The organism is Clostridium sp. AF19-22AC, from assembly GCF_003479085.1.
Taxonomy (GTDB): domain Bacteria; phylum Bacillota; class Clostridia; order Lachnospirales; family Lachnospiraceae; genus Faecalicatena_A; species Faecalicatena_A orotica.
The window spans coordinates 51,664-68,968 of the sequence record NZ_QUGN01000014.1 but is presented as its reverse complement, the minus strand read 5'-3'; the positions used below and the strand labels follow the sequence as shown (position 1 = coordinate 68,968).

Genomic DNA, 17,305 nt, shown 5'->3' with positions numbered 1-17,305 from the left:
TATTCTTATTTACATATTGATTTTTTCAAAACATTTGCCTGAAATAAGTAAGCTGCCCTTCCTCTACGCCAAGAAGCCTTTCCAGACAAAAGATAAATGCTTTGATTTTTTCGCGGCTTTGCTCCTCTGTCAATTCAAATACGTCATCATCAAGCATTAGATTCAGATAGCACACCGCAATTTCCATACACTCAAGAGGATAGGGGGTATCATATAACCCTTGTGCAATTCCGTCGTTAACAATCCCGGCCATGATCGGGGGGACACGCTGCAGGATGATTTGCTTTGTTTTCTGATTCATTAGTGCATTCTGTGGTTTATGCAGGTGATCTATGATTTCATTCCCTCCCGTTTGGTCAGTATCTTCTATATGAAGTGCTGAAATTGTGGCAATCATACGTTCCTCTACAGACAGGCTTGTATCTCCGGCTGCTTTTCTGGCCCTGTCTAAAATTTGTGTTGTCTGTCGTTCAATGAGTGAATCCATGATATCTTCTTTGGATTTGAAATGGTGGTAGAGAGTTCCCTTCGCAATTCCTACGGCCGACATAATGTCGCTGGTGCTGGTATTGTCAAATCCTTTTTCTGCAAATAGTCTTGTAGCAGCATCTAATATCTCATTCTTCCTGACATTCGCTTCTTTAACGACTCTCATAGTAATGCCTCCTTTTTCTCATAGACCGACCGTCGGTCTATAAAGGGATAGTAACATAAGTATTGATCAATGTCAAACATAATATTTCGCAGAATCAAAATATCCATAATAAAATAAGAGTGATTGTAATTCTGTCATAAATCGAATCACAACACTCTTATCTTGTTTTTTATCACTTGTTAATCCAGCCCGACATGCCCGCTGTTTATTCCGTCAGCCCCTGTCGCCAAAGGAAGCCATTCGAGTACTTTTTTCAAATGGGTATTCCAGAAATCCCATTCATGCCCTCCGGCCGATTCTTCATATGTTACATGATAGCCCAGATCTGACAGATACCTGCTCAGATCCCGGTTTGCTCCCAGCAGCGAGTCTTCTGTTCCGCAGCACAAATAAATATCTGGTTTACATGCTTCCGTTCCTGCTAATCTGCGGGCCAGCCACTTGGGGTTCATATCACTTTCCGGCGCTTTATCCAAATCACCAAAACAGCTTTCCGCATAATCACGCCCCTCTATCCAAAACGGTACATTATTCGTTCTTTTTTCGATGCCATCCATAATACTGGCTGCTGACAGGCCTGCTATGTATCCAAAAGTACTATGGTATTTCAATCCATTCCTGATGGCCCCAAAACCGCCCATTGAAAGTCCGGCAATAAATGTATCCTCTCGCTTTGTAGATAACGGAAACATTTTTCTCGTCAATGAGACTAATTCCTGTCCGATAAATTCGCCATATAAGTTATGTGCTTTTTGGTTATCAACGTAAAAACCGTTCTCCCCAGCGGGCATTACCACTGCCAGATTTCTTTCCTCGGCCCATCTTAAAATATTGGTTCCTGTGACCCAATCCATATGGTTTCCGAAGATTCCATGCAGAAGGTATAAGGTTTTAAACGGTTTCTCTTCCCTTTTTGGCATTCCCGGGAAATCGATCTTATCTATTGGAAGGATTACATTTACCGGGACGGTTCTCATTAATGACTGTGACATGATATTCATCTGTATAAAAGCCATGACATCTTCTCCTTATTTTCAGAAATTTTCTCCTAGTTTTTAACATCCTGATTTTCCACTGCTGCAGCAGGCACATCCCCTGACTTGAAGATCCTCCTGAGCATCACGATCGAAGCGATCGACAGCACGAACTCTGCAACGAATTGTGCATATGGGAGACCATACAGAGGGAACAGGTAATTCAGCACATACAGCATCGGGATCTCTAAAACGATCTTTCGCAGGATGGCAAATGCAAGCGCTGACCGGCCGTGTCCCACTGCCTGAAATACACCAACTGCGATAAAATCCATACAGAGGAACGGCAGACAGAGGCAGGCGCCCCGCAGGAAACGGGTCCCGTAAGCGATAATACTCTCATTATTCATAAAGGCATTGATAATCGGCCCGGCTCCTACGCTGAAAATAACGAGCACCGCTGCCATCATCGGGACAACTGTCTTGATCGTGAACATGATGGATTCTTTCATTCGCGTCCGGTTGCCGCTGGCATAATTATAGCTGATTAATGGCATAACTCCCTGGGAAAATCCAAGAGCAACCTGAAGCGGCACCATATTCACCTTCTGGGCGATTCCCATTGCCGCTACTGCATGGGCACCAAAAGGTGAGGTGAAATTGTTTAAAATCGTCATACCGGTCACATTGAGCAGATTCTGGATTGACGCTGGAATTCCTACGCCGCAGATTCCCAGTACAATCTCCTTCTGAAAACCGAACTTCTTCGGAGAAATGCATACCACGGTACTCTTCCTGCGTACATACAGCAGGACAAAAAAGTAACAGCACGCCACACAGTTTGACAGGAAGGTGGCAAGGCCGGCACCGGCAGCACCCATATTAAGCCCCCACGGCAGGATGAAAATCGGGTCCAGTATCATATTTAAAAAGCATCCGCTCATCGTTCCGATACTGGCATGCAGGGATGAACCTTCCGCCCTCACCATATAGGCCATAACTACATTCAGAATCGCCGGGGCCGCGCCGCACATTACCGTCCAGCGAAGATACCCTAGAGTCGCCCCCGCCGTACTGGTATCGGCACCAAGTAAGGAGAGCAGGGGATTCTGTAAAGAAAAACAAACAAATGAAAATAGCAAGCCGGAAAGCAATGAGCAGTAAAACCCGAAAGCAGAACTCCTGCTGACCTTATCATAATCCTTGCTCCCCAGCGCCCGGCTCATCATACTGGAGCTTCCGACTCCGAACAGGTTGTTTACTGCGTTGAATGCCGCAGCACCGGCCCCGCCAGTGTCACCGCAGCGTTCTGCACCGGGTCATTCAGCATTCCAACGAAATATGTATCTGCCAGATTATAAATCACCATGACCAGCGAGCTGAGCACGGTGGGAATCGACATTTTCATGACGGCTTTCGAGATAGGCATTTTTTCAAATAGCTGTATTTTTTGGTTATCTTCCATTTTGATAATTCCTCCTCTATTAAACCATCATAAGACTTATAGCTTATGATTTCAAGGAAGATTTTTTTCTCAGAACTGTATATATCGACCAGAGCGTGTTTGATAAATCAAGTCTTTTGAAGGTGTTTCTTTTTATAACGATTAACAATTAATACAATTGTCAGTGAAAGTATATTCGACAGTACAATTCTGGCAATTTGTAATTCATCAGTTCCGCTTTCTGTCACGACGTGAAGTGTGTTCCCAATGAAATTATTAAAAAAGTGTTCGGAAATTCCTACCCAGAGGGTGCCAGTCAGGGATACACACAATCCCCATTCAAGGCCTAAAATACCGGCCAATATCACATATCCGACTGCCATAATTACAGCCGTAGGAATTTCCATTAGTCCGTCATATACACCAAGCACCACCATTACGATATGCCACATTCCAAACAGTGCCGCTTGTATCCAGTTGGCTTTGGAGAAACCGAAACAGTCTTTCCCGAGTTTTAGAATGATACCGCGAAACAGACCTTCTTCCGCTAATACATTGATAATATTGACAGCTACACAGATGGCCAGTGCTGCAAAGGTGGCTGTAACCTGCGTGGTTGCGCCGGTGAGTGCAAAGTTGCTTACGAAGAACTGTAAAGAAACATGATGCCCCTGTAATCGCAAAATCAAAATTTCAACAAAATAAGATATCCCGAAGGTAATTATGCCAAGGGCCAGTCCCGACAAAATACTTTGCCGCATTCGTTTGGTGCGAAAACCAATATCAGACAACCGCAATTGGGAACGCCTTAGCACAATGAAGACTGCGAGTATGCAAAAAAGTTTTGTTCCGATATTGTCTGCAACAATAGTTTGGTCTGTGCGAATATATAGAAATTCTATATACTCCGCAATAGAGCAAAAACCAAAAAGTGCTGCGATTTTTAAAACGGTGCCGCCCTTTTTCTCTATCATTTCAACAGGCCTCCCTTTAGTTGTGAAAGGATATAATCCATTTGCTGTTCAAGAAATTCCTCATCTAACGTAAGTACAGTACTGGAAATGCGGAGTCCTTCCAACAAAAGCACGATATTTTGAGCGGCAGCATCGGGGTCTGTCGAGAATTCGCCATTATCCACACCGCTTTGAATTATTCGCCTCAGCTGGCTGCCCGCATGATTAAAGTTGTTTTGCATTTCTGCTTTATCAAGTACCTTACTGTGCGCAAACAGATATTCATAAGTAGCAATAATCAGGCTGTCAGCCGGATTTAGAAGTTCCCTTTTTTGCGTGTTTAAAAACTGTCTCATTTGCTCCTCTGCACAGAGAGTACCTTCTGCCTGCCTAGTACAAAGGTTTTGTTCTGTCTTTGTGCGTAATTTTAGTACAGCTTCAAAAATTTCCGAGGTATTGTTAAAATACAGGTAGACGCCACCGCGGCTAATGTTGCAGGCTGTTACAATGTCCTTCATAGTAACGTCCTTAAAGCCTTTTTGTGCAAATACTCTCTGTGCCTGTTCAAGAATGTATTCCTGTTTTAAATCTGATTTTTTACCCATTTAAATTCACCTCCACGACAAAACTGACACAAGTGTCATGTTTATAATATGACACTTGTGTCAGTTTTGTCAAGCTTTATTTATTGCTGATATTCACCTGTTGTTAAGTCAAAGACCCCGTAGCAAGCTACTGGGCATCAAATTTTTACTTATTTTCTTCGCCTCTCCAACATTATTATTCGAATTCTTCTAACGTCCATTCATCCCTCCACTCAATATACGCCCTTTCTCCCTCAAACCGTATCGGGAGCCATACATAATCTGAAAGGGATGAGTTTATTCGCATTGCCTTTGCGTCTTCTTCTGTAAAGACAAACTCTATTTCAGGATCAAATATTTCATGAAATTTTTTATGTATTCTTGCATATGCCGCACCGGTATAGAAGTCTTCCCCCTCCTCTTCCGCCAGATTTGGCAGCCAACGGTCCCCCAAAGCAATATACAGGTCCTTCTTCTTGGGATGTTTAAACACAGAGGTTATCTGGCAATTAAAAGAGGTGCGTGATTTATCGTTTACATGTGGGTCGCCCTGTACTGTATATGGGCCATGCCATAATTTAGAAACTGCCACTTCTGATGGATTTGGATGATACCCGGTAGTTCCTGATGTAATAATGTAATGGAGTCCTTTCCGTATGAAGTGTGCCGGAGCCTCTCTTGTTTCCGGTGGTGAAATGTGTCCGAAGTGTTCGGAATACATACCGCTGGCTTCTGTATAGTCTTGATTTAAATCTGCAATATACATACTGCTGTGGGGCCGTTCACTGATGAGATAGGCTTTATGATCTTCGGGCGCTATCCCGATATCGAAATCTCCTACTGCCATACCACATGGATTGACTTTAGGATTCACCATCTCATACGGCCCTAAGATATGATCCGCTGTCAAAACGGCAAAGCAGGGTGGTTCTCCCATAATTTTAAGCCATGCAGTATATTTTTGCGTGTTCTTGTTAAATACAATATGAGGACGGTCCATCATTGCTTTCGGGTGGAGCGGGGATGTTTCATCGTCGATATCCGGCGGTATAATAATCCCTTCATTTTTCCAGTTATATAAATCTTTGGATGAATAACAACGCACACCCCAATGCCAGATATCATCCCGGCCTGTTGTCTTTTCTTTATTTTCACCATACCAATAGTAGGTATCGTCTACTGCTATGATACTTCCGCCATGAGCCTGAATTCGTTTTCCTTCCGTATCAAGCCATATCTGGCCCGGTTTTATAGATTTATACATTTTTTTCTCCTTTTCTCAGTTGTTTGACCGGCAATTTCATAGATCAAAATCTCAACAATTTACGACCTGCGGATGAGACGGGGTCTTTAGGTTCCTGACATCAAAAGTATATTCAATTTCCTGCGGCACTTTAAGTTCTGCTTCCACTGTATTGCCCTTCGCCTTAACTTTAACCGAGATTTCCCCGTATTTTGTCTGATAGGTACAGCAGAATTCGTTCATCGTTTCAGGTAAATAAGGACGGATTACGATTTTCTTAAAACCGGGCTCTATCGGAATGATTCCTGCGATTCCGTTATAGTACCATTCAATGATATGTCCCATCATATCATGGCAGTGGCTGCGCGGATTCTCTTCCCAGTATTCTCCGAGTGTCGTTTCTCCGGCCAGTATAAAGGCATAATAGCTCGGATGCTCCGGTTTCAGAATATACTGACAGATTAAATCGTTCATGCCATATCTGCGTGCAGTCTGAATCACATAGGGAAGTCCGACTTCTCCGGCAATGAATGCCCCCTTTTCTTCTAATACATAGTGGAATGCCTTTACAATATCCTCTTCTTTATCTTCCGGAACCAGCCCCCAGTAAAGAGGGAGCGCCTGTCCGGCCTGTGTTAAGTATAGTTCGTCAGGATGGTCCCATGTCCGGTAGCACCAAAACCCTTCGGGATGCTGTACAAGCAATTTTTTATTGTAATTATCCCGGATGTCCGCGGCATCCCGCTGAAGCATAATCAGGTCCTGTTTTCTGCCGGTTATTTCGGCAAATTTAATTAAAACCACGGCGTCTGCATAAAGAAATGCAGTTTCTATATTCTCTCTTGCCAGTGCCCCATCTTCCGGGTTTCCCCAGTCACCCAGCCCGTGGTTGATAAAGCCATCTTTATTTAGCTTTGTTTTCAGATACTTAAAGTAACGTAATCCGGCATCGTAATTTTCTTCAATGATTGACCGGTCCCCGTAAAACATATAATGCCAGTATGTTCCCAGAATACATGTGCTCCCCCAGGGTATGATATCGTAGAAACTGCCCATCCCCGGCACCGGCAGGACATTGGGAATATAGCAGGGTGCCTGCCCCGGCATCATTCCGTCACCCGGATAGAACTTATTTCCTGAGAAATCAAAGAAATAATCCTCCTTGGCATGCTGTCCCACACGCATGTCCTGAAGAAATTTTCTCCACAGGCTTTCCCCGTTTTTCATATACATAATGGAAGGGGCCATCAGGTGATTCGGTTCCTGCCATGCAAATCGTTCGATTGTCGGACAATCCGTATGCACACTTACCATATTGGCTTCTACTGTTTTTTCAATCATGTGATAAATCTGATTGTATCTCTCATCATCACAGGAAAATGTTCCGCTCTGTTCATATGCACTCGTAATGGCATATGCCCTTAAATTGCGGATCTCTGTCGGGCCAGTATCCTCATCAGTTAATCCTTCGACAGCAATATATCTTCCGGCAAAATAGGTGAATTTCATCTCACAGGTTTCCCACTGGTTTTCCTGCCCGATTATGTAGGTAATGCAGGAGTCTACAGTAACCCATTCCTTTGCAATCTGGTCAGCATCTCCTTCCGGCGTCAGTTTTTCAGCCGGATAGATTTTAATGATTTTCCCTTTTTCCCCCTTTACCTCTAAGGAAAGTATGCCGGACATGTTTTGTGAAAAATCATATATTTTCCGATTGTTGAAATCATGCAGGTAAAGTCCTTCGTATTCCTTAATGATTCTTATCGGGGGCTGGGACTGGTTCTGCAATTTTCCCACGGGTGCTTCACATGCCGGGACAATATATGCATGTTCCCATCCGGAATCATCAAAGTCCTGTCTGTTCCATCCATTCTGGGCCTTAGAACCGTCTATCGTTTCCGAACCGTATACATTGGAATGCTGTACCATGTGTTCTTTTACTTTCCATGTGTCATCGGTTTGAACGACTTCCCAGCTGCCGTCCTCATACTCGATCTCCATTGAAACGGCCAGTACCAGACTTTTGCCGTAGGGCTGATAGGGGTTGGGATTGGGCGGCATGAATCCGGGGAATGTAAATGTGTAATGTTCGTCATCTTTGATAAACCATCCATTTCCAACCTCTGCGCCAATTACATTTTCGCCTCTTTTCAGATAAGAGGTAACATCGAACGTAACATATAAAATGATTTTACGATAGTCTGTCCATCCCGGGTCAAGGATATGGTCATCCACCTTTTCCCCATTTATATAGAAGTTAAACTGGCCTAATCCGCATACCTTTGCCGTAGCTTTTTTGACTTCTTTTGAAACCTTTGCTGTTTTTCTTGCATAAAATGGAGTTTTACTGCCATTCGTAATCCACTGTTTTAGTTCACTCATCTTTTCGCCATACCCCTTGTGCCTATTCTTTCGCTTCGTGAAATATAATGCTTTTTATATGCAGTTCCTGTGCTTTGAGGAAATGAAGTTCTGCTTCTATCTTATCGCCGCTGGTTCTAACAACCGGGGCCTCTGTTTTGCCGCTTTCTGTAATCCGCACATTTCCAACGCAGTTTCCATCCAGAAGCACTTCAATCTCTCCGGTTCCTTCCGCCTCAATGACGATGTTTGTAAAACCAGGTTCGCTTTTTACATATCGGAAAACTGCACGGTCACCCTCTGCAATATGGGCCAGATGTTCACTTCCCTGTCCATCCGTATCAATATACACACTTCCGCTTAGTCCGCACGCCTGATATCCATAAATGATTTCTCCGGCTCCAAATGGTTCACCGGGGCCCTGAGAAGTCATCTTCACCTCATCAATCGTTCCATCGGCATTGATTGTGATTGGCTCGATGCAGAGTCTCCGATATTGCTGCACACCTCTGCTGCACCGGTGGTAAAATACATACCACTGTCCATTCACGCATTCGATAGAACCATGATTATTCCAACTGGCCGGGTCACAGCCGTCATTATCAATGATTATTCCCTGATATGTAAATGGTCCCAGCGGTGATTTGCCCGTAGCATAGCCCAGTGAAGTCGGTTTCCCGCGTTCCATATCTGCATAAACATAGTAGTAGGTATCGCCGATCTTACGCATGGAGGATCCTTCATGAAAGAAGTGTTCTTCCTCTGTAACTAAGTCATCTATAATTGTGTCAGCATCAAAGGATACCATATCCGTGTTCATTTTCACGCCATGTGAGAATAATTGCCCCCAGTAAAAATATGCCTGCCCGTCATCATCCATAAAGACGGCGGGATCAATCCCCCCCACAGGGCAATTGAACCGGATTCACGAACGGTCCTTCCGGGGAATCTGACACTGCCACGCCTTCACTGTCGTCCGGCATGCAGAAATACAGATAATATTTTCCGTTCCGGAAGATACAGTCCGGTGCAAAAAGAAGCGGCGGCCTTACTTCATCTTCCTTTGATTCAAACTTTTCTTTCTCCCCGGCCATATCCATGTTCTCCAGCATTTTCCGGATAAACGGAGTCGGACATGACCAGTCAATCCCCAGATATTTGGGCGCATCCGGATCATCAAACCAGGGTACATCCTTTCCTTCAAATGAAATATCATGGAGCGTCCACTCCTTCATGTCAGCAGTTGAAACTACATGGTATTTTTCACTGCAATAGATATCCCCACGGTCATCAAAACTTCCATAGATATAGAGTCTTCCATCCGGCATCACATGCCCCTCACTGTCGGGAATGTGATATTCCAATGGCAGGATTGGATTGTGGGTGTTATTAAATTTAATAGACATATTGTCCCTCCATCTTAAAAACTGTATGATTATTTACTATTTTCTTTTTTTCTCTTTTCCAGTTCGGCCATAACCACAGGTTCTTCTTTGTCATAGTGGTAGATGAACTTAAAACAGATGATGACTACAATAAGCATAATTGCCGGAAGCCATGCGAACATTGCCGTAATCCCGAAGATGGTTGCCTGACTCTGTACTCCGTTTGCCACATATCCTGTCAGTGCCAGAATCCATCCGACACAGCCTGCCGCTAATCCTGAGCATACTTTCTGGGAAAACGAAACAACTGCAGACCCGATTCCTTCAATTCGTTTGTTTGTCAGATACTCACCGTAATCTACAGCATCTGCAGATAATGTATTGACCGGGACTGAAAGCGGGCCGGTAGCAAGTCCGCAAATAATCGTTCCTGCCACTAAGAGCGGAATGTTCGTGGCTGAAACGGCAATTCCCCTAAGGACATAGCCAACAATCTGTCCCGCTGCACCCACATATACACTTCTTTTCTTTCCAAAGAATTTCAAACTCGGTCCTGCGAGAAAAACGATTCCCAGTACTGTTGGAATTAAACTCACCATGCTGAGAGAAGTCATTAACATTGCGTCGTTCATTGCATATGTATAGAAGTAAGTCTGGGAACTTGAGTTTATCTGAACAGAGAAATTCACTACTATAGTCATTGCTAATGCAAAAATAAAATATTTATTTTGAAAGAAATTTTTGATTCCTTCTGTAAATGACATTTTTTCTTCCGTATCTTTTTTTACTACTGATTCTACAGACTGTACATTTTCCTTAGTAAATGCGAAAGCTAACAGAAGTCCTATAGTTGTAACAGCGCCATAAATCGTAAACAAGATTCTCCATGCAGTGATGTCTCCGCCAAAAAGATTAATTAGAGGAAATGTTGCTGCTGTCCCTAAAATTGCCCCGCCAAGCCCAAATATGAGTGAATATTTTGCCAGTGCACCTCTTTGAACGCCGTCCTGTGTCATAAGCGGCATCAACGCTGCTTTAGCCACGCCGACAAGTGTATAAAGAATGGAGGTAAATAGGTTATATGTAACAAACGCATAAATCATCTTTGCTGTCCCGGATGCATTTTGCGGAACCATAAAAATCAGAATTGCTGACAAGCCAATCGGAACAGAAAGCCATAGCAGCCACGGTCTTGCCTTTCCCCATTTAGTTTTCGTTTTATCAATCAGGCAGCCTGCTATTAAATCTGTGATTCCATCGAATAACTTTGAAATGAAAAACATGGTACCTACTGCCCCCGCAGCCATCCCCACATTATCTGTGTAGAACATAGTCAGGAATGCAGCCAGAATCGAATTCATTGTCCCCGGCAGTTCTCCTAAGCCATACCCCAGCCTGTTTTTGAATGTTAGTTTACTTGCGTTTCCCATCATCTTTCTCCCTTCACTTTGCTTTGGTTTAATTTACTTTGATTTATATCAACCTTATCATGGTTTTTCTTTATTAGCATTTGTATAAAAAGACAACTACATTTGCATTATCTGACATCGCCAACATTTAGTATCCACAAATTTCTTTTATCTGTTATACTGTTACTGACCATATAAGGAGGAGTCACGTCATGGCAATAGATGAAATGAAAGAAGTTGAGCAGCAGCTGAAAAGCTTGTATATGAAATATCCGGAGCTAAACCTGCAGAACCCAATGACAGAACAGGATCTGGCCTCCATTTCTGATACTGTTCATATGGATTTGCTCCATTTGATGAATATCCCTTTAGATACAGACCTGCTGGAAAAATCTTTTTTTCGCAGTAATGAGGACATCGCAATATACCAGCATGTCCGTTACCTTCCGGCATTGTACCATCGTCAGAAGTTTTTCGAATTAGTATATATCATGTCTGGATCATGTACTAATTACTTTGAGGACTCTTCTATAACACTCAAGGAAGGGGATATCTGCGTCATTGCGCCTAACGTAACACATGCAGTCAGCGCCTTTTCGGATACGGCGGTCGTTTACAACTTTCTCATCCGGACCAGCACGTTTGACACATCTTTTCTTGGCCTGTTAACCGATAAAGACGTATTATCAAACTTTTTTTCACATGCGCTCTATGCAAATGAGAAGAATTCATATCTGCTTTTCCAGACTAATGGTGATACGCATTTGCAAAGTTTTATTCATTTTATGACAGACGAATATTCTCATAAGTATAAGTACAAAGACCGGATGATGAATTCTTTATTAAACTCCTTTTTCGTTACTTTATTGAGGAATCATGAACAGAATGTCATACTGCCGTCAAAAGACGGACAGAAGATGGACGAGAACCTGATGTACATTTTAAACTATATTCAGTCAAATTATACACATCTGACACTTTCGGAACTGGCGGAATTTTTTAACTACAGTGAGCGCCAGATGGCCCGTATTATTAAAGACAATACAGGGATGAATTTCAGTGAGATGATTCGTGAACTAAAGCTGCATAAGGCTGCAGATTTACTTCATAATCCGGATATTTCGATTGCAGAAATTATGGAGAGGGTTGGATATTCAGATTTGAGCAGTTTTTACCGTTCTTTTAAAACGTATTATAATATAACACCTGTAGAGTATAGAAAGAACTTGTAGGAAAATACATGTGCCATACACGGGCTGTGCTCTACAGGAATTGTTGTGTCAGCAAACGGGTTATGTATAGTCTATTTTAAGGAAGCTTGTCTTTATTCTCTTTCAGGAACTCGATAAAATATTTGCTCGCGATCGGCAGGCTGTCCTTATCTTTATACGCGATTGCGAGGGTCCGGAAGATTGGCGGGTCAATCGGCAGGCAGACAATGTTAAAATTGGTCCGCCGCAGCATAAGCCCGGCTAAAATACTGACACCCAGCCCGGCTTCGGCCATTGTCATTATCGCGTAATCATCATGGATTGTATATTTAATATTCGGTTCCAGACCTTTCTCATGAAAGGCATTCAGTGGTTCATTAAACTGACCCTCTTCGAGCAGGATGAACGGCTCCGGAGCCAAATCTTCCAGTGCAATTCTGTTCCGGTCTGCCAGAATGTGGTTTTGCGGCAGAACCGCAAGCATCTCTCCATCCTTAATCGGGATGGTCGTCAGATCCGTAACCGCGGCCGGCGCGACGAATCCAAAATCAACGGCGCCTGTCCTGATCCATTCCGGAATAGAGGTATAGTCTCCCTGATGAAAAAGGAACTGCACGTGGGGGTATTTTTCCTGAAACTCTTTGATGAGCCGGGGCATCCAGTGACACGTTATGCTTGATATCGTGCCGACACGAATAATACCTGTTTCCAGTCCCCTGATCTCATGCGCCTTTTCCTGCATGGCGCGGTACTGGATAATGCTGCGCTCAATAAAAGGATACAGTTCGGCTCCTTCCAGCGTTAACTTAACACCTGTGCGGGAACGGGTGAGCAGCTTGATTGCAAGTTCATTTTCAAGTGACGCTATCATCTGGCTGATGGAAGACTGTGTATAACCAAGAGCTTCAGCCGCTTTTGTAAAACTTCCCAGCTCAATTATCTTTTGTAATGCAATATATCTGTTCATCCTGACAAATCGCCTTTCCTAATGTAAGTATTAGAATAATTCGTTTTACTTATTATATTGTGAAAGATATAATAAAGTCAATTCCAAAGCAAACAAATATTTTCTTGATTTATGGAGGTAGAAAAGAAATGAAATATTATGTAGCAGACGCTTTTGCGGATAACTTATTTGAGGGGAATCCCGCAGGAGTTTGTGTTTTAGATAAATATCTGCCGGACAGGCTCATGCAGAAGATTGCGATAGAAAATAATCTTTCCGAAACCGCTTTTACGCTGAAAGAACCGGATGGTTATCATTTACGCTGGTTCACGCCCGGTGGTGAGATCGATCTTTGTGGTCATGCTACCCTTGGGACGGCTTTTGTTTTATTCCGCTTTTATGAAAAAGATAAGCAGGAAATCACATTCCACACAAAAGGCGGACAATTAATGGTAAAACGGATTGAAGATCTTTACGAAATGGATTTCCCGGCCTATAACCTGAAGCAGGTGGAGGTTACAGATGAAATGGAGGCCGCCATTGGAGTACGCCCTGTTGAAGCATGGAAAGGCCGTGATTTAATCTGCGTACTCGACAGGGAAGAGTACATTTATGCCGTCAAGCCTAATCAGGCAAAAATAGCTGGTCTTGACGGTCTTTTGCTTCATATTACCGCAAAAGGTAAAAAATATGACTGTGTCAGCCGTTCATTTGCTCCCAAAATGGCTGTCCCCGAAGACGCGGTCTGCGGCTCCGGGCATTGCCATATTGTGCCATTATGGGCAGAAAAGCTGCATAAAGAAAATATCATAGCACGTCAGGCATCCGAACGCGGCGGCACACTTTATTGCAAACAGTATGGGGAACGGATTACAATGGCCGGAAATGCGGTGCTTTACTCAGAAGCAGAATTATTCATAGAAAGCCTTCTGGAATCAGAGTGATGGAATCATCTGAAAGCTTAAGCATATTGGCACATATGCTTATCTTTCCTTCCACATTTTCCCTAAGATATCTTTCAGAACAAGAAAAGCATCCAAATCATTATATCCGTATTCTTTTTTCAGGTCATCGAGCATCCTTTTTAATTTAACTGCATAGGCAGGTACATTTACCTGCTCCTGATACTGGAGCAGAATCGGATATTTCTTCCCCCATGCACTGGTCCAGTCGATTTTTGCTTCCAGTTTTGGATTCGACTGCTCAATCACCTGCTCGATCTCCTTCAGATCAATATCAAATGTAATCAGTTCGTCCAAAGTTGTGTGATAGAGTGACGACATTTTCTTAGCCTGATGGACGTCCGGAAGTGTTTCATTCGTCTCCCACTTCGATATTGTCTGTCTGCTCACGCCTAATTTTTCGGCTACATCTTCCTGTGATAAACCACTTTTCTTTCGTGCATGAAATAAACTATTTCCTAAATCCATATTTTTCTCTCCTTCCGTGTGATACCTATATCATAGAATAATACAGAAGAATAATCTATCTGGTTTTGTTTGCAATTCTGCACGTTTTCTTAACAAACGTATTTAATGGCCTGTTCCTGTTAGTTTTAGTATGACATACTCACAATGTCCTTCTGTCCGAAAGGGATAACCCCACCCTGTAAATCCGGAAGAAACAATTACTTTGCAGTTTCCCTCTTGGTATTCCCCATAATTAAGGACCCCGGTCAATTCTGACAAAAGTCCTACCGGCCAGATCTGTCCGGCATGGGTATGCCCGGATACTTGCAAGTCTACTCCCTGTGCAGCATTTTCTTCTGACTGTGCCGGCTGGTGGTCGGCTGTAATAATGTAATGGTCCCGGTCAGCACCCTGTAAGATTTCTTCCATAGATTTTCTGCCATAAGCATAACTCCACAAGAAATCTTCCCGTCCGGCAAGGATGAGCTCTTCGCTTATTTCCACATAGGAATCCTTAAGAATGGTGATATGGTTTCTTTCTATAGCCGCTGTAAGTTCTTCATCTGTGTAAGTACGATTTTCCGTATACGGCTGCCTGTCATGATTTCCATAGACATAATAAATACCATATGAGGTTTTTATTCCTCCCAGTACCTGAAAGGCCTCCTGCATTTTTTCTTTGGAAGTATCCTCTTCCACAATGTCGCCGCCCAGAATCACCATATCTAAATCTTCCTGATTCAGTTCTTCTACGGCTTTCTTCAATATTTCCGGATTCTGGATAGTTCCATAGTGGGTATCCGTGATCAGGGCTATTTTATAATCATTCAGTTTTTTCTCTGTTGTGACATGATACTCTGTTTTTACAACGTGGCACATATTATAGAAGCCATATGCCAAAAGGATTGCGGTAATAATGACGGGAATCAGCCCACACCTATAAACAGACAGGATCCTTTTTTCAATCCGACTATCCTGCTTTCTATATACTTTCCTGAAAATCATAAAAATTAGATCACAGATTACTGACAGGGCCATTATATGCAGAATGATCATGGTTGTTATGCTCCACACATTTAAACATCCAGCTGCAACTGCCGCCGCAATACATAAACAAATAACTCTGGAACTTCTGCGGGTCATATTTACGCCCCAAAATGCGAGGATTCGTTTTATGTAAAAGTATGCGTATATTACTACGATACCGGCCAGCATAATCCCCATAATGCTATAAATATTCATAGGTTGATTTTATCCTCTCTGATCTGTATCTATTATCCATTGATTGTGAAAGGGGCAGGAACCTACTTTCAATTCCCGCCCTGCTCTGCTATTTTGGGCAGACAGATTGTACTATGTCCAATGCTGGTTTCAAAATTTTCTCATATCTCGCAGTAATGTAATATTTATAAAACTCTCTTTGCAAATCTGAAATATAGGGAACTTCCTCAATAAACTTTTTAATTTGTCCCATATTTATTTTAGGAACGATTCTTTGCAGTGCTTTATTACAGTCTGAATTTTCTGCCGATATCAGGAAATCATAATAGTTAAGTTTCCTGCCATTTTGTTTTACAGCGGAAGTTGGAAATTGAAATACTCTGGCATTCAAAATATCTTCATTTTCTAACACATGTTTCATAATATTTTCATCTGCTTGTGGCAACAGGCAGCTTCCGCAGTCATAAACCGGTGATGGTTCTGCTTTTCCGGCAGTATCATCAAAAAGAAGGCCCCAGTTTCCATTATGGCGGTCAAAGTTTCCAAGTAATGCATCTGTCACAAAAACATCCCAAAAATATTTAAGTAATTCTTTTGGGGATACATATTGTTGTTTTTCAATTGTATCAATTATATCCGAAAGTTCTGTTCCAGTTCCTCCCGATTCCGATTCCAAAACTGTATTCTTGATAGAACAAAAGTCAAATAACCGGCGGCCATCGGCTGTAAAATCTTTGCAGGCACATACTATTTTTGTTTTCCCCCCCACAACAAAGGTGCCCAGCATAGTCTCCTGCGCCGGGATGCCCAGCATATTAAAGATACTGCTTGCAATATGTTCACTGATACAACTGTTTGTGTAGGATAGCTCCGTTGGTTTTGCGGCCCCGGAAGGCGGAAACTTTAACATATATTGGTTACCTTTGTATTCAACGGCAATCTTTTTCCCATTTGCACCATTATAGACTTTCCCAAGTATCCGTCTGCATTCTGTAAAATCTATTTTATTTGTCATTTATTTCCTCCAAAAAGATATTTTTTTCGCAAAAAATCGGCATGTTCTTTTGTAATAGCTCCGTCATCAATCTCTGCCGCATTGATACTTCCATATAACTCCCCCCAAAAACAATCGAGCAGATCCGAGTCTTCTTTCAATCCGTTCTTGTAGGCATCCAGATCATGCTGCAAATATTCCGGCAAACCATATTCATAAGCACGCTCTCTTTCTGTCTGCCGGATAGCGGCTGATGTTAGCAGTTCCATGGGAACAGACAGTGCTTTTGCTATTTTATATACTGTCTCGGCACTACATTTTTCCAATTTAGTTTTCCCACTGAAAATATCATTCAATGTGGTATGGGGAATTCCGGCCTCTACAGCAAGTCTGTATTTTGTCATATTCTGTTTCTTCAAAAGATCATCAAGTATCATATTCGCCACCTTACCTTTTTACAATTGTCTGCACGTAATAATTGTATGTATTTTCATTATATCGGCACACCGAAATATT

18 protein-coding genes are annotated in these 17,305 nt (G+C 42.6%); 2 read left to right on the top strand and 16 right to left on the bottom strand.

Annotation, left to right across the window (positions count from 1 at the left end; all coding sequences use genetic code 11):
- Window positions 1-25: 25 nt before the first annotated feature.
- From DWX43_RS16275 to DWX43_RS16235, 11 genes are all read right to left on the bottom strand, one after another.
- Window positions 26-655 carry a TetR/AcrR family transcriptional regulator gene (locus DWX43_RS16275; RefSeq protein ID WP_118621038.1) on the bottom strand — a complete coding sequence of 210 codons (630 nt, stop codon included), beginning with the start codon at window positions 653-655 and terminating at the stop codon, window positions 26-28.
- Window positions 656-834: 179 nt separating this feature from the next.
- A complete protein-coding gene (locus DWX43_RS16270) occupies window positions 835-1,671 on the bottom strand; it encodes an alpha/beta hydrolase family protein (RefSeq protein ID WP_118621037.1) in 837 nt (278 codons plus the stop codon).
- Between the two features lie 32 nt (window positions 1,672-1,703).
- Entirely contained in the window at window positions 1,704-2,858 is a 1,155-nt protein-coding gene (locus DWX43_RS16265; protein ID WP_330582269.1) for an MATE family efflux transporter, read from the bottom strand.
- 29 nt (window positions 2,859-2,887) lie between these two features.
- Window positions 2,888-3,094 (bottom strand): hypothetical protein, encoded by a 207-nt coding sequence (locus DWX43_RS27655; protein ID WP_330582268.1) that lies wholly within the window; start codon window positions 3,092-3,094, stop codon window positions 2,888-2,890.
- A gap of 107 nt (window positions 3,095-3,201) precedes the next feature.
- The gene (locus DWX43_RS16260; protein ID WP_118621036.1) at window positions 3,202-4,047 is read right to left on the bottom strand and encodes a CPBP family intramembrane glutamic endopeptidase; all 846 of its coding nucleotides are present in this window, start codon (window positions 4,045-4,047) and stop codon (window positions 3,202-3,204) included.
- Window positions 4,044-4,631, bottom strand: coding sequence for a TetR/AcrR family transcriptional regulator (locus DWX43_RS16255; RefSeq protein WP_118621035.1), 588 nt, complete (start codon window positions 4,629-4,631; stop codon window positions 4,044-4,046). The genes DWX43_RS16260 and DWX43_RS16255 overlap by 4 nt, the downstream gene beginning before the upstream one ends.
- A 175-nt stretch (window positions 4,632-4,806) precedes the next feature.
- Window positions 4,807-5,874, bottom strand: coding sequence for a family 43 glycosylhydrolase (locus DWX43_RS16250; protein ID WP_118621034.1), 1,068 nt, complete (start codon window positions 5,872-5,874; stop codon window positions 4,807-4,809).
- Between the two features lie 51 nt (window positions 5,875-5,925).
- Window positions 5,926-8,235, bottom strand: coding sequence for a family 78 glycoside hydrolase catalytic domain (locus DWX43_RS16245; protein WP_118621033.1), 2,310 nt, complete (start codon window positions 8,233-8,235; stop codon window positions 5,926-5,928).
- A 22-nt stretch (window positions 8,236-8,257) separates the two neighbouring features.
- A complete protein-coding gene (locus DWX43_RS16240) occupies window positions 8,258-9,121 on the bottom strand; it encodes a family 43 glycosylhydrolase (protein WP_279220797.1) in 864 nt (287 codons plus the stop codon).
- Window positions 9,108-9,620, bottom strand: a complete 513-nt coding sequence (locus DWX43_RS27560; protein ID WP_279220796.1) for a family 43 glycosylhydrolase — start codon at window positions 9,618-9,620, stop codon at window positions 9,108-9,110. The genes DWX43_RS16240 and DWX43_RS27560 overlap by 14 nt, the downstream gene beginning before the upstream one ends.
- A 29-nt stretch (window positions 9,621-9,649) precedes the next feature.
- On the bottom strand, window positions 9,650-11,032 hold the full coding sequence (locus tag DWX43_RS16235) for a glycoside-pentoside-hexuronide (GPH):cation symporter (protein WP_243099341.1): 1,383 nt from the start codon (window positions 11,030-11,032) through the stop codon (window positions 9,650-9,652).
- 188 nt (window positions 11,033-11,220) lie between these two features.
- Between DWX43_RS16235 and DWX43_RS16230 the strand changes: the two genes are divergently transcribed.
- The gene (locus DWX43_RS16230) at window positions 11,221-12,240 is read left to right on the top strand and encodes an AraC family transcriptional regulator (RefSeq protein WP_118621031.1); all 1,020 of its coding nucleotides are present in this window, start codon (window positions 11,221-11,223) and stop codon (window positions 12,238-12,240) included.
- Window positions 12,241-12,316: 76 nt separating this feature from the next.
- On the opposite strand, the gene DWX43_RS16225 is transcribed toward DWX43_RS16230, so the two are convergent.
- Window positions 12,317-13,186, bottom strand: a complete 870-nt coding sequence (locus DWX43_RS16225) for a LysR family transcriptional regulator (protein ID WP_118621030.1) — start codon at window positions 13,184-13,186, stop codon at window positions 12,317-12,319.
- A gap of 128 nt (window positions 13,187-13,314) precedes the next feature.
- Between DWX43_RS16225 and DWX43_RS16220 the strand changes: the two genes are divergently transcribed.
- Window positions 13,315-14,109 (top strand): PhzF family phenazine biosynthesis protein, encoded by a 795-nt coding sequence (locus tag DWX43_RS16220; RefSeq protein ID WP_118621029.1) that lies wholly within the window; start codon window positions 13,315-13,317, stop codon window positions 14,107-14,109.
- Window positions 14,110-14,148: 39 nt separating this feature from the next.
- Here the strand turns inward: DWX43_RS16220 and DWX43_RS16215 are convergent, their stop codons facing one another.
- From DWX43_RS16215 to DWX43_RS16200, 4 genes are all read right to left on the bottom strand, one after another.
- Complete coding sequence (locus DWX43_RS16215; protein ID WP_118621028.1) at window positions 14,149-14,595, bottom strand: helix-turn-helix transcriptional regulator; 447 nt, start codon at window positions 14,593-14,595, stop codon at window positions 14,149-14,151.
- Window positions 14,596-14,697: 102 nt separating this feature from the next.
- Window positions 14,698-15,816, bottom strand: coding sequence for a metallophosphoesterase (locus DWX43_RS16210; protein ID WP_118621027.1), 1,119 nt, complete (start codon window positions 15,814-15,816; stop codon window positions 14,698-14,700).
- Between the two features lie 88 nt (window positions 15,817-15,904).
- On the bottom strand, window positions 15,905-16,810 hold the full coding sequence (locus DWX43_RS16205; protein WP_118621026.1) for a HipA domain-containing protein: 906 nt from the start codon (window positions 16,808-16,810) through the stop codon (window positions 15,905-15,907).
- A complete protein-coding gene (locus DWX43_RS16200) occupies window positions 16,807-17,226 on the bottom strand; it encodes a helix-turn-helix transcriptional regulator (RefSeq protein WP_118621025.1) in 420 nt (139 codons plus the stop codon). The genes DWX43_RS16205 and DWX43_RS16200 overlap by 4 nt, the downstream gene beginning before the upstream one ends.
- Window positions 17,227-17,305: the final 79 nt, after the last annotated feature.

Excerpts from the sequence above, each read along its gene's own strand:
- DWX43_RS16275 (WP_118621038.1), bottom strand. The coding sequence starts at position 655 with ATGAGAGTCGTTAAAGAAGCGAATGTCAGGAAGAATGAGATATTAGAT.
- DWX43_RS16270 (WP_118621037.1), bottom strand. The coding sequence starts at position 1,671 with ATGGCTTTTATACAGATGAATATCATGTCACAGTCATTAATGAGAACC.
- DWX43_RS16265 (WP_330582269.1), bottom strand. The coding sequence starts at position 2,858 with ATGATGAGCCGGGCGCTGGGGAGCAAGGATTATGATAAGGTCAGCAGG.
- DWX43_RS27655 (WP_330582268.1), bottom strand. The coding sequence starts at position 3,094 with ATGGAAGATAACCAAAAAATACAGCTATTTGAAAAAATGCCTATCTCG.
- DWX43_RS16260 (WP_118621036.1), bottom strand. The coding sequence starts at position 4,047 with ATGATAGAGAAAAAGGGCGGCACCGTTTTAAAAATCGCAGCACTTTTT.
- DWX43_RS16255 (WP_118621035.1), bottom strand. The coding sequence starts at position 4,631 with ATGGGTAAAAAATCAGATTTAAAACAGGAATACATTCTTGAACAGGCA.
- DWX43_RS16250 (WP_118621034.1), bottom strand. The coding sequence starts at position 5,874 with ATGTATAAATCTATAAAACCGGGCCAGATATGGCTTGATACGGAAGGA.
- DWX43_RS16245 (WP_118621033.1), bottom strand. The coding sequence starts at position 8,235 with ATGAGTGAACTAAAACAGTGGATTACGAATGGCAGTAAAACTCCATTT.
- DWX43_RS27560 (WP_279220796.1), bottom strand. The coding sequence starts at position 9,620 with ATGTCTATTAAATTTAATAACACCCACAATCCAATCCTGCCATTGGAA.
- DWX43_RS16235 (WP_243099341.1), bottom strand. The coding sequence starts at position 11,032 with ATGATGGGAAACGCAAGTAAACTAACATTCAAAAACAGGCTGGGGTAT.
- DWX43_RS16230 (WP_118621031.1), top strand. The coding sequence starts at position 11,221 with ATGGCAATAGATGAAATGAAAGAAGTTGAGCAGCAGCTGAAAAGCTTG.
- DWX43_RS16225 (WP_118621030.1), bottom strand. The coding sequence starts at position 13,186 with ATGAACAGATATATTGCATTACAAAAGATAATTGAGCTGGGAAGTTTT.
- DWX43_RS16220 (WP_118621029.1), top strand. The coding sequence starts at position 13,315 with ATGAAATATTATGTAGCAGACGCTTTTGCGGATAACTTATTTGAGGGG.
- DWX43_RS16215 (WP_118621028.1), bottom strand. The coding sequence starts at position 14,595 with ATGGATTTAGGAAATAGTTTATTTCATGCACGAAAGAAAAGTGGTTTA.
- DWX43_RS16210 (WP_118621027.1), bottom strand. The coding sequence starts at position 15,816 with ATGAATATTTATAGCATTATGGGGATTATGCTGGCCGGTATCGTAGTA.
- DWX43_RS16205 (WP_118621026.1), bottom strand. The coding sequence starts at position 16,810 with ATGACAAATAAAATAGATTTTACAGAATGCAGACGGATACTTGGGAAA.
- DWX43_RS16200 (WP_118621025.1), bottom strand. The coding sequence starts at position 17,226 with ATGATACTTGATGATCTTTTGAAGAAACAGAATATGACAAAATACAGA.